Origin of the sequence: Streptomyces sp. NPDC001848 (assembly GCF_042891915.1) — a bacterium.
GTDB lineage: Bacteria > Actinomycetota > Actinomycetes > Streptomycetales > Streptomycetaceae > Streptomyces.
In genome coordinates this window covers 116,146-127,520 of sequence record NZ_JBIATP010000013.1, presented here as the reverse complement: position 1 = coordinate 127,520, position 11,375 = coordinate 116,146, and the positions used below count along the sequence as shown (strand labels likewise).

At 73.0% G+C, this 11,375-nt stretch carries 12 protein-coding genes; 6 read left to right on the top strand and 6 right to left on the bottom strand.

Annotated features, from left to right (window positions below):
* From ACFYZJ_RS26350 to ACFYZJ_RS26340, 3 genes are all read right to left on the bottom strand, one after another.
* The coding region (locus ACFYZJ_RS26350) for a PTS glucose/sucrose transporter subunit IIB (protein ID WP_388572123.1) at positions 1 to 375 on the bottom strand (375 nt) is incomplete at its 3' end.
* Between the two features lie 114 nt (positions 376 to 489).
* Positions 490 to 1,449, bottom strand: coding sequence for an N-acetylmuramic acid 6-phosphate etherase (murQ, locus tag ACFYZJ_RS26345; RefSeq protein ID WP_388571835.1), 960 nt, complete (start codon positions 1,447 to 1,449; stop codon positions 490 to 492).
* A 46-nt stretch (positions 1,450 to 1,495) separates the two neighbouring features.
* Positions 1,496 to 2,443, bottom strand: a complete 948-nt coding sequence (locus ACFYZJ_RS26340) for a MurR/RpiR family transcriptional regulator (RefSeq protein WP_388571833.1) — start codon at positions 2,441 to 2,443, stop codon at positions 1,496 to 1,498.
* Between the two features lie 55 nt (positions 2,444 to 2,498).
* On the opposite strand from ACFYZJ_RS26340, the gene ACFYZJ_RS26335 reads away from it, so the two are divergent.
* Entirely contained in the window at positions 2,499 to 2,882 is a 384-nt protein-coding gene (locus ACFYZJ_RS26335) for a hypothetical protein (protein ID WP_388571832.1), read from the top strand.
* A complete protein-coding gene (locus ACFYZJ_RS26330; protein WP_388571830.1) occupies positions 2,879 to 3,199 on the top strand; it encodes a DUF4031 domain-containing protein in 321 nt (106 codons plus the stop codon). The genes ACFYZJ_RS26335 and ACFYZJ_RS26330 overlap by 4 nt, the downstream gene beginning before the upstream one ends.
* Here ACFYZJ_RS26330 and ACFYZJ_RS26325 read toward each other — a convergent pair.
* Positions 3,147 to 4,208, bottom strand: coding sequence for a GNAT family N-acetyltransferase (locus ACFYZJ_RS26325; protein WP_388571829.1), 1,062 nt, complete (start codon positions 4,206 to 4,208; stop codon positions 3,147 to 3,149). The genes ACFYZJ_RS26330 and ACFYZJ_RS26325 overlap by 53 nt on opposite strands.
* 25 nt (positions 4,209 to 4,233) lie before the next feature.
* Positions 4,234 to 4,881, bottom strand: coding sequence for a hypothetical protein (locus tag ACFYZJ_RS26320; protein WP_388571827.1), 648 nt, complete (start codon positions 4,879 to 4,881; stop codon positions 4,234 to 4,236).
* A 46-nt stretch (positions 4,882 to 4,927) separates the two neighbouring features.
* On the opposite strand from ACFYZJ_RS26320, the gene ACFYZJ_RS26315 reads away from it, so the two are divergent.
* Entirely contained in the window at positions 4,928 to 5,605 is a 678-nt protein-coding gene (locus ACFYZJ_RS26315; RefSeq protein WP_388571826.1) for a maleylpyruvate isomerase family mycothiol-dependent enzyme, read from the top strand.
* A 106-nt stretch (positions 5,606 to 5,711) separates the two neighbouring features.
* Complete coding sequence (locus tag ACFYZJ_RS26310; RefSeq protein ID WP_388571824.1) at positions 5,712 to 6,401, top strand: copper homeostasis protein CutC; 690 nt, start codon at positions 5,712 to 5,714, stop codon at positions 6,399 to 6,401.
* Positions 6,402 to 6,596: 195 nt separating this feature from the next.
* On the opposite strand, the gene ACFYZJ_RS26305 is transcribed toward ACFYZJ_RS26310, so the two are convergent.
* A complete protein-coding gene (locus ACFYZJ_RS26305; RefSeq protein WP_388571822.1) occupies positions 6,597 to 7,790 on the bottom strand; it encodes an MFS transporter in 1,194 nt (397 codons plus the stop codon).
* A 104-nt stretch (positions 7,791 to 7,894) separates the two neighbouring features.
* Between ACFYZJ_RS26305 and ACFYZJ_RS26300 the strand changes: the two genes are divergently transcribed.
* Positions 7,895 to 8,242, top strand: coding sequence for an ArsR/SmtB family transcription factor (locus ACFYZJ_RS26300; protein WP_388571820.1), 348 nt, complete (start codon positions 7,895 to 7,897; stop codon positions 8,240 to 8,242).
* A 307-nt stretch (positions 8,243 to 8,549) separates the two neighbouring features.
* The coding region (locus ACFYZJ_RS26295) for a choice-of-anchor D domain-containing protein (protein WP_388571818.1) at positions 8,550 to 11,375 on the top strand (2,826 nt) is incomplete at its 3' end.

Sequence of the window (11,375 nt, the reverse complement as noted above, 5' to 3'; positions counted from 1 at the left end):
CCGGGCGGCGGGTTCTCCGGTCGACGCGGCTTCCCGGGCGGCGGGTTCTCCGGTCGACGCGGCTTCCCGGGCGGCGGGTTCTCCGGTCGACGCGGCTTCCCGGGCGGCGGGTTCTCCGGTCGACGCGGCCCCCCGGGAAGCCAGTTCCTCGGCGCTCGTGCGGACGAGGGTCTCGAACTCCGCCGTGACCTGTGCTGCCTTCCCCGGCCCGAGCACGATCTGGTACGTGTCGTCGTCCACCACCCCCAGCACCTCGGGCAGCGCGCGCAGGGCGTGCTCGTCGACGAGGGAGCGGTCGGCCAGGCCCAGCCGCAGACGGGTCATGCAGTGGGCGACGGAGGTGACGTTCGCGGGGCCGCCGACCAGGGGGAGCAGCGCGGCGGCGGTGGCGGCGTATGACGTACTGGGCACGGGTCGAGGGTGCGTCCCGGTGGGCCGTCCGCCCGGGCGCCGCGCGGAGACGGCCGCCGCTCTCCACCGAAAGGTGGCTCAGCCCGTCGGCTTCTCCGTCGGCTTCTCCGTCGGCTTCTCCAGTGCCGCGCGCAGATGCCCCCCGCTCTGCGCGAGGAGACGTTTCGCCGTCGGGCCGTCCACGCCGCCCAGGATGGTGAGGATCGCGTTCTTGACCTCGCCACCCGTGGCCGCGAGGGCGCGCTCGATCTCCTCGTCCGTCGCGCCGGTCGCCAGCGCCACGATGCGGTGCGAGCGGGCGCGCAGCTTGTCGTTGGAGGCGCGGACGTCGACCATCAGGTTCCCGTACGTCTTGCCGAGGCGGATCATCGTGATCGTCGAGAGCATGTTCAGGACCAGCTTCTGCGCCGTGCCCGCCTTGAGCCGGGTCGAGCCGGTCAGCAGTTCGGGGCCGACGACGATCTCGATGCCGTGGTCGGCGGCGGCCGCGAGCGCGCTGTTAGCGTTGCAGGACAGGCCGATCGTCAGCGCCCCGCGCGCCCGGGCGTGCTCCACCGCGCCCACCGCGTAGGGCGTGCGCCCCGACGCCGAGACGCCGACCACCGTGTCACGCTCCGTCAGCTCCAGCGCGTCGAGGTCCTTCGCCGCCAGCTCCCGGGAGTCCTCGGCGCCTTCGACCGACGTCACCATGGCGCCCGGGCCGCCCGCGATCAGGCCCACGACCTGGGAGGGGTCCGTGTCGAAGGTGGGCGGGCACTCGGACGCGTCCAGGACGCCGAGCCGCCCGGCGGTCCCGGCGCCCGCGTAGACCAGCCGGCCGCCGCGCGCCATCCGCTCGGCGATCGCGTCGATCGCGGCGGCGATCTGCGGCAGCCGCGCGGCGACCGCGGCTGGCACGGTCGCGTCCTCGCCGTTCATGAGTTTCGCGATCTCCAGCGTCGGCAGCCGGTCGATCTCCGCCAGTTCGGGACGGAAGGCCTCGGTGGTCAGCGTCTCCAACTCGGCGCGGAGCTCGCGGGGGTCGGACGTGGAGGTCATGAGGGTGGCTCGTTTCCGGTGCGGCACTGCTCTGGGAGGAGGACGGTCAGGTGTGGCGCTTTGTTCCACCCCTCGGGCGGTGACGGTGCGCCAGCGCCTCGTACGAAGCGGCCAGCGCCGGCGCCGCCGTCTCGTACGTCCGTTGCGCCACGCCCACGAACAGGCAGTCCACCACGAGCAGTTGGCTGGTGCGGGACGACATCGCGGCCGGGCGCAGCTCGCTCTCGCGGGCCGTGGACGTGGTCAGGACGTGGTCGGCGTACTGCGACACGTGCCCGTCCGGGCGGCCGGTGATCGCGACGGTGGTCGCGCCGTGCTCGAAGGCGACGCGCAGCGGTTCGATGACGTCGCCGGTGGAGCCTGAGTGCGTGATCGCGATCGCCACGTCCTTGGCGCGCAGCTGCACGGCGTTGGTGACCGCGAGGTGCGGGTCGCTGTGCGCGTGGGCTATGAGGCCTATCCGCAGCAGCTTCTGCACCAGGTCCTGGGCGACGAGTCCGGAGGCCCCTATGCCGTAGACGTCGATGCGGCGGGCGGCGGCGAGCGCGGCGACGGCGGCGCCGAGCTGCACGGTGTCGAGCCCGGCCGCCGTGTCGGCGAGGGTCTGCTGCTCGTCGTGGGCGAGCTTGGCGACCACGTCGGCGATGGGGTCGTCGACCGCGATGTCCGCGGTGACGGACGGGGCGCGGCCCGACTGCTGTTGGGCGGCGAGGCCGGCGAGGGCCAGCCGCAGGTCGCGGTAGCCGGGGTAGCCGAGCAGACGGGCCGTGCGGACGACGGTGGCCTCGCTGGTGCCGGTCCGTTCGGCGAGTCCGGTGACCGTGAGCGCGGCACAGCCCGCCGGGTCCCCGGCGACGGTCTCGGCGACGCGTTGCATGGACCGGGTCATGGACGGTGCGAGGGTGCGCACCTTGGCGGCGAGGGCGGCGGGGGCGGGAGGCACCTCCGGGCCGCCCACCGGCCGTGCGAAAGTTTCCTTCGCGTCGCGGTTCACACGTGAAAGATATTTTCGATTCGGCCGTCCGGTCAAGAGTGCGCACAATAGGGGCATGGACCCCATCAGCCCCCTGGAGCAGGCCCTGCACGCGGCGCGCGCCCTGGTGCTCGCCGACCTGGTCGCGGGCGAGGTCGCCCAGTCGGACGTGGTCTCGCTCGTCGAGGACTCCGTCGCCCAGCGGCGCTGGTGGGTCGAGCAGTGGCCGGACGGCGCCGACTACGTGGCGGGCCTCGTCGCGCAGGACGTCCAGGACGCGCTCCTGGAGCGGTACGGCCGCTGGCCGTTGTGCCCGGTCTGCGGCTCGGGCGACCCGCACGCCCTCGACGTCGAGCCGGAACTCGGGCCCAACCCGCACTGGGTGTGCCCCAAGGCCGGTGTGAAGGTGGCGGCGGTGGGGTCGCTGGGGAGGGCGACGGGCGGGATGACGTCCTCGTGACCGTCTACATCGACCCGCCCGCGTGGCCGGGGCACGGCCACCTGTGGTCGCATCTGATCAGCGACGTCTCGTACGACGAACTGCACGCTTTCGCCGAGAAGCTGGGCGTGCCGAGCCGGGCCTTCGAGCGGGATCACTACGACGTGCCGTCCCACCGGTACGCCGAAGTGGTGGCCGCCGGAGCGGTGGAGGTCTCCAGCCGCGAGGTGGTGCGGCTGCTGCACGCGTCCGGTCTGCGCCGGCGCAAGGGGCGCGAGCAGGGGCTCAGCGGTGCCGCGCGTACGCGTACGTCTCCTCGTCCTCACCCACTCGGGTGAACCCGGCCCGGGTTATGACGCCCTGGGAGGGCGTGTTCGCCCGCTCGACGGTGGCGCACAGCGTGCCGACGTCGTCCCTGGCCAGCGCCCATGCGGCGAGGGAGCGCAGTGCCTCGGTCGCGTAGCCGTGGCCGCGGGCGCCCGCCACCAGGTCGTAGCCGACCTCCGCGCGTCCCTCCTCGTCCGGAGGGCCGTGGAAGCCCATGCTCCCGACCGCACGCCCGTCTTCCTTCCGTACGAGCACGAAGACGCCCCACTCCGGCCGGTGCACCCCGGCCTCGTACGCCTTCACGAGCATCCCGGCGGCCTCGCGCGTGCCCTCGAAGGGCTCGCCGTCGAGCCACTCGAAGCCTCCGGTGCCGCCCGTGTGCAGATCGGCGGCGGCCGCGGGGGTGATGCCCTCGAGAGTGAGCCGTTCGGCGGGGATCACCAGGTTGTTGTACCAGTGCCACTCGGTGACCGGGGCGCGGCCGGGCAGGTCGCCGCGGCCGGTGGCCCACAGCAGGGTCCGCCAATGGTCGGGGCTGGGCCGGACCTGCGGGAAGATCCCGGTCAGCGCGTACGCGCACAGCTCGGCGGGCGGCTCGTAGGCCAGCCCCAGGCCCTCGGCGATGTCGTGGGTGTGCAGCAGGACCTCGGTGACCCCCATCGCGGCGAAGCCCTCCCGGTTCGCGCTGTGGAAGGGGAACGGGTGGAAGGCGCGGACCTCGCGAGGAGTGGTGCGGATGGCGGCGACGAGCAGGGCGCCGGTCGTCCGGAGGAGGTCCAGCGCTGCGTCGTTGCCGGCGTCCTCCGCGAGCCCGAACGTCAGGGGCAGCCGCGTCTCGGCCCGCCCCGCGAGCCCACCCGCATACTTGAGCAGAGCACCGGCGGTGTGCTCCGCCGTCCGTCGGCAGCTCCACTCCAGCCGGCCGGCCCTCGCCTCCCAGTCCCGGTCCGTCACCGTCCGCAGCACCGCCACGGCGCTCGCGACGGCTTCCTCCACCCGTTCCCCGCCCATGCTTCGCATACGGGGCAGCGTACGGGCCGGGCGCTCAACGGAGCGACAGCATTTCCAGCTCGGAGGTGATGTTGTAGCGGGCCGTCGCCTCCCACTTCTCCCGCCCGTACGGGGTGCGGAACAGCCGTGGCAGGGCGAGGAGTTGGCGCAGGACCGCCGCGCGGCCCTCGCGGAACGCCTCGTTGGGCACGAAGTGGTACTCCTCGCGGACGGCCGCGGTGTAGGCGGCGTACGCCGACGGGGGCGAGGCGAGGATCGCGAGGTCCGCGTCGCACAGGACCTGGCCGTTGCGGTCGTCGTCGGCGGGGTCGTGGGTGACGGTGAGCCGGACCAGACGGGCCACCTCGGCGGCCTTCTCCTCGGACACCCCGGCCTCGGGCAGCGCGCGTTCGGCCAGCCGCGCCGACCGCTCCTCGTTCTCCGACCGCTCCGGCAGGTACACCGCGTCGTGGAACCAGGCCGCGAGACGCACCGCGTCCGGGTCGTCCGCGTACTGCTCCAGGACGTCGACGTGATCGAGGACGGCCGCCAGGTGCTCCACCGTGTGGTACCGGCGCTGCGGCTCCGACCAGCGGTGCAGCAGGTTGTCGGCGTAGGGCGCGGGATCGGGCCGCTCCGCACCGCCCCGCACCGCGAGCAGGGTCCGCCGCCAGCTCTCACGCAACGCGTCGAGGTCGGTCATGGGGGCATTCTCCCGTGTTCACCTCCCGGCACCTAGCGTGGGGCCCATGACGACTGCAGACCTGCACGACGACGTACGCGACCCCGAACTGCCCGGCCTGCTGCTGACCACCGAGCGGGACGCGCTGATCCCCCTGCTGCGCTCCCGCCCGGACGCGGACTTCGCGCTGCCGACGGCCGCGTGTCCCGGCTGGACCGTGCGGCACGTCCTCGCGCACTGCTCGGCGGCCCTGACCCGGGTGGTGGAGAGCCGCTTCGAGAAGGGCGTGTTCAGCCCCGAGTCGAACGACCGTGACATCGCCGAGCGCGCCGGCTGGACCAACGCCCAGGTGGTCGACGAACTGGAGCGCGGCATGACCGAGGCGGGCGCCGCCATCGCGAAGGCGGGCGGGGTGCTCGACAGGGTGGCGCTCGGGGAGTGGGTGCACGGCGGCGACGTACGGGAGGCCTTCGGGGAGCCGGGGGCGTACGGCGGTGACGGGCTGCCGTACGCGCTCACGCTGCTCGCCCGCGTCTCCCGGGAGAGGGGGCACGTCCCGCTCCACGCGGACCTCGACGACCTCGACGAGCCGGTGCTCCTGGGCGACGCGAACGGGGAGCACCCGCCGGCCCGGTTCATCGGCGACGCGTCCACGCTGGTGCGCCTCTACTCCGGCCGTCCGCTGGACGGGGCGCGGTACGAGCTGGTGGGCGTGGCGGAGGGGGAGCTGAACCTCTTCGGCTGAGCCCGGGCGACCGGTGCCCTTCTCGCGGCCGCCCCGGCCGTCGTCGTACCCTTGGATTGGACTAGACCTGTAGCCGCTCCACGGGAACACCGACGGAAGGGGTCGTATGAGCACGCGTGCAGTCCTGGAGGTGATCGCCCTCTCCGTCGAGGACGCGGTCGCCGCCCAGGCCGGAGGCGCGGACCGCCTCGAGCTGGTCACCGACATGGCCTCCGACGGGCTCACCCCGCCGGTGGCGACCTTCGCCGGGATCCGCGCCGCCGTCGACATCTCCCTGCGCGTGATGCTCCGCCTCGGGGACGGGTTCGCGGCCGGTGACGTCGAGGCGCTGGTGCGCGCCGCCCGGGAGCTGCGCGCCGCCGGTGCCGAGGAGTTCGTGCTCGGCTTCCTCGGCGAGGACCGCGGGCCCGACCTCGACGCCGTGGAGCGGCTGGCCGGGGAGCTGGACGGCTGCCGCTGGACCTTCCACCGCGCGATCGACCGCGCCGCCGACCGCGACGCCCTGCGCAAGCAGCTCGCCGAGGCGCCGGGCCTGGACACCTACCTCACGGCGGGCTCCCCGCACGGCGTGGACGACGGCCTGCCCACCCTCGTCGCGGAGGCCACCCGGCGCGGCGAGCCCGGCTACACCCAGCGCCTCATGGCCGGCGGCGGCCTCCGCCTGGACCACGTCCCGCGGCTGCGCACGGCGGGCGTCGACGCCTTCCACATCGGCGCGGCGGCCCGCACGGACGGCTGGACGACACCGGTGTCGGCGGAGGCGGTGGGCATCTGGCGCAGGGCGCTCGACGGTTAGGGTAGGCGTTCGCCTTCGCCGAAGGTGCCGCCTACAACCCTGCAGCCCCGACGGGGGGGCTTCGGGCGCGTGGCTAAGTCATCGCAGTGAACGGCATGGACGTGACCGGACATGTCGCCTTGGTCTATGTACGTCCATGCCGGCGCACAGGAGATGCCGCCGCACATCCTGCTGCACCTCCCGGCAAAACGCTCTTCACCGGCCGACCCCGGCGTCCACCGCCTGCCTGCGCTCCCCGCTGCCCGTCACCCCCGCCGGGGGCCGTGTCGTCACCGCTGCCACGCCTGTCGCCAAGGCCATCAGCGCGGCGCCCACGCACACGAACCAACGGTCGCCGAGCAGCGTGATCGCCAGGCTGCCGGTGCCGCCCGCCGCCGCCGTGCCCAGGTACAGGGCGCTGCTGTTGAGGGAGACGAGGACGGGTGCGCGTGCCGGGTCGACGGAGGCGAGGCGGGCGATCAGCGCCACCGCGATCGACCAGCCGGCCAGCGGGCTGAGCGCGGAGGCCGCCAGCGCGGTCGGCATGGTGCGCAGGGTCCAGGGCTGGGCGGCCGCGATCACGAGGTAGGCGGCGCAGGCGGAAAGGATCACGACGCGCGGACCCCACCGGTCGACCAGCCGCCCGCCCAGCTGTGAGCCGCCCACCGCCGCGATCCCGGACACCAGGAGCAGCAGCGTCAGCCGGTCCTGGTCGCCGCCGGTCGCCGGGCGGGTGGCCAGCGTGTAGTAGATGTACGTCGTCTGGAAGGCGAGGAAGACCAGGAACGTGGTCAGGGCAGCGCCGAGGACGCGTGGGTTGCCGAGCGGGGCGAGCCGGTCGCGCAGGCCCAACCCCGCGACCGGCTGCGGGAGTTCGCGCAGGAGCAGGGCCAGTCCGGTGAAGGCGGCGGCGCCGAGCCCGGTCACCAGCCACATCGTCAGCCGCCAGTCCGTCCGCCCGATCCAGGTGCCGAGCGGCACGCCGAGCGCGGTGGCGACGGTCAGCCCGCCCATCACGACGGCGATCGCCCGCCCGCGCCGTTCCGGCGGTACGAGCGAGGTGGCCACGGCGTTGGCGGTGGGTGTGTAGAGGGCGGCTCCGACGGCGGCCAGTACGCGCGTGACCAGCAGGACGCCGTACGCAGGGGCCAGCGCGGTCAGGGCGTTGGCGAGGGTGAAGACGGCGAGCGCGATGAGCAGGGCGCGGCGCCGGGACCACCGGGCGGTGGCGGTGGCGAGCACGGGTGCCAGTACCCCGTAGGACAGGGCGAAGACGGTCACCACCTGTCCGGCGACCGAGAGGGAGACGTCCAGATCACGGGCGATGAGCGGCAGGATGCCGGCCATCACCATGCCGTCCGTTCCGACGGCGAAGGTACCGAGAGCGAGCAGGAGCAGACGTAGGCGCACGGGTCCCCCAGAGTGCGTGCGGCGTGAAAGCACAACGGTTTGACGTTGGTCAAACAATAGAGTCTGTTGGATGATTGTCAAACAGTCTGACGGCGGGAGGATCCGTGGCCGAGGAAGAGGGAGAGTGGCTGCCCCAGCCCGATGTGGACGACATCGAGCTGGTCAAGGTGTTGCACGCGCTCGGCGATCCGGTGCGGCTGTCGCTGCTGAAGGTCTACTCGACCGGCCGGCACTTCAGCTGTGCGCCCGACGCGCTCGGCCTCCCGCATCTGCACAAGTCGACCGTCTCGCACCATCTGAAGATCATGCGTGAGGCCGGGCTCACCTCCACCCGTGCATCCGGCCGCAACCGCTATGTGGAGCTTCGCCGCGCGGATCTGGACGCGCGGTTCCCCGGCCTCCTGGACGCCGTGATCAACGCGCTGCCCCACCAGGCCGTCTCCGGCAAATGATCAACGGCCGGGAGTCCCCGGCGGCCCACTGTGCGCGCGAGCGTGCGACGGGACCGCGTGCACCGGGGCCACAACCGTATGCACGGACCACGGTCGCGTGATTGGATGCGCGGGCTGTGCCCGTGCGCTGCGGCCTCCCACGCGACCGAGGAGACCGCCGTGGCCGGGTGGGATGGCGGTGGGGGCCGTCGAAGCATGGGGACTCAGGGGGGTTTCCTTGGCAATTTCGCGAGGCGATGTGGTGGCGGGCGCCACCGCACACGCACACAGACGCAGACACACACGACGGCGCGGCCCGGCGCTCGCCATGACGGCCGCGGTGACCGCGGGCCTGCTCGGGCTCGGCGTCGCACCGGCGCAGGCGAGCGAGACGACCGGCTCGGTGGACACCCTCCGGACCGGCTGGGACCGGAGCGAACCGAACCTCGGCCCGTCCGACGTGCGTTCCTCTTCCTTCGGGCAGCTCTGGAAGGCTCCGGCGCAGCTCGACGGGCAGATATACGCCCAGCCGATCGTCGTCGGCAGCACGGTGGTGGCGGTCACCGAGAACAACAAGGCCTACGGCCTCGACCGCGCCACAGGAGCCGTGCTGTGGCAGCGCGACTTCGGGCCCGCGTGGCCCGCGTCCACCCTCAACTGCGGCGACCTCGTGCCGACCATCGGCAGCACCGCGACGCCGGTGTACGACCCGGCCGGCGGGGCCGTCTATCTGACCACCAAGGTCGACGACGGGTCCAACGCCCTGAGCCCGCACTGGTACATGCACGCGCTCGACCCGGTCACCGGGGCGGAGAAGTCCGGCTTCCCGGTGACGATCCAGGGCACCCCGTCCAACGACCCCACCCAGTCCTTCCTGCCCGCGTACCAGATGCAGCGTCCGGGCCTGCTGCTGCTCGACGGGGTGGTCTACGCGGCGTTCGGCGGACACTGCGACGCCAAGCCCTATCGCGGCTACGTGGTCGGCGTCAGCACCACCAACGCCTCGGTGACCTCGATGTGGGCGACGGAGACCGGCGCCAGCAACAGCGGGGCCGGCATCTGGCAGTCCGGCGGGGGACTCGTCTCGGACGGTCCCGGCCGGATCTTCCTCAGCACCGGCAACGGCGTCAGCCCGGCGCCCGGCCCCGGCAGCACCCCGCCCGGCACGCTCGCGGAGTCCGTGGTCCGGCTGCAGGTGCAGGCCGACCGGAGTCTGAAGGCCGCCGACTTCTTCAGCCCGTCCAACGCGCCGACCCTGGACCAGCTGGACAAGGACCTGGCCTCCGGCGGTCCGGTCGGCCTGCCGGACAGCTTCGGCACCGCCTCCCACCCGCACCTGATGGTGCAGCAGGGCAAGGACGGCCGGGTCTTCCTGCTGGACCGCGACAACCTCGGCGGGAGGTCGCAGGGCACCGGCGGGACCGACGACGTGGTGGGGATCACCGGGCCGCTCAAGGGCCAGTGGGGCCACCCCGCGGTCTGGGGCGGTGACGGCGGTTACGTCTACTGCGTCGGCAACGGTGGCTCACTGGTGGCGCTGCACCGCGGCGTGACGGGCTCGGGCGACCCCGCGCTGACCGTCGCCGGGTCCAGCCAGGACGCCTTCCCGTACACCAGCGGATCGCCCGTGGTGACCTCCGACGGAACGCGCTCGGGCAGCGCCCTGGTGTGGGTGGTCTGGGCGGGCGGGTCGACCGGCGTCAACGCCCAGCTGCGCGCGTACAACCCGGTTCCCGACGCGAACGGCGTCCTGTCGCTGGTCTGGTCCGCGCCGATCGGCATCGCGTCGAAATTCGCCACCCCCGCCACCGACGGCGGGCAGGTCTTCGTCGGCACCCGGGAGGGCAAGGTCCACGCCTTCGGCAACCCGGTGGGCAGCCCGCTCAAGGGCGGTCCGGCCGACTTCGGGCTCGTGCCGGTGGGCGGCTCGTCGAGCACCGACGTCGTCCTGACGGAGAACCAGAACCCGTCCCAGCCCCTCGGCATCAAGGGCGTCACCGTCGACGGTCCGTTCACCGCGGACACCTCGTCGCTGCCGTCGACGATCCCGGCGGGCGGGCAGCTGTCGATACCCGTCTCCTTCCAACCCACCGCGGTCCTGGGCGCGAGCGGAACGCTCACCGTGGCCACCGACGCCGGCAGTTACGCACTGAGCCTGCACGGCGTCGGCACCAAGCCCGGTCTGGCCGCGTTCCCGGGCACCGTGTCCTTCGACAACCAGCCGACGGGGACCACGGCCACCGCGAACGTCCAGCTGACGAACACCGGCACCGACCCCGAGACCATCACCTCCGTCACCCCGCCCGACGGACCGTTCACGGCCACCGGCCTGCCGAGCGCCGACCCGGCGAACCCGACGGTGATCCCGGCCCAGAGCTCGATCGTCCTGCAGGTCGGGTACGCGCCCACGGCCACCGGCCAGAACTCCTCGTCGATCACACTGGGCAGCACCAGCGGCTCGCTCACCATTCCGCTCCAGGGCGACGCGATCAGCGGCCAGGGCCACCTGGTGTTCAATCCGACGACGCTCTCGTTCGGCGCGGTGGTCCGCGGCACGTCCAGCACACGGACCTTCACCATCACCAACACCGGGAACATCCCGGTCACCGTCACCAAGGCGAAGGCCCCGGCAGGTGTGTTCAGCAGCGCCGACCCGCTCCCCGAGGGCCTGGTCATCGGTCCCGAGCAGAGCGTCCGGCAGACCGTCACCTTCGCCCCGACCGTGAGCGGCAGCCAGTCGGCCACGTACGAGGTCACCGGCGACGCCGGGCAGGGGCCACAGCTGGAGCCGCTCACCGGCACCGGTGTGCCGCCGGCGTCGCAGCTGGGCAGCGTGCTGGCACGGGACTACTCCGGCACCCTGTGGCTCTACCGTGGCACCGGCGTGCCCTCCGGGGCACTGGCCGCCCGAGCCGCCATCGGAACCGGCTGGAACACCTACGGCATCATCACCAGTGTCAGTGGTGAGATGGCGGACGGCACCGGAACCGCCGTCGCCCGCGACAGCAAGGGCACGCTGTGGTTCTACCAGGGCACCGGCAACCCGAACGCGCCCTTCGCGCCCCGCAAGCAGATCGGTTACGGCTGGAACATCTACAGCTCCATCGTCGGTGTCCGTGACGTGACCGGGGACGGCAAGGCCGACCTCGTCGCC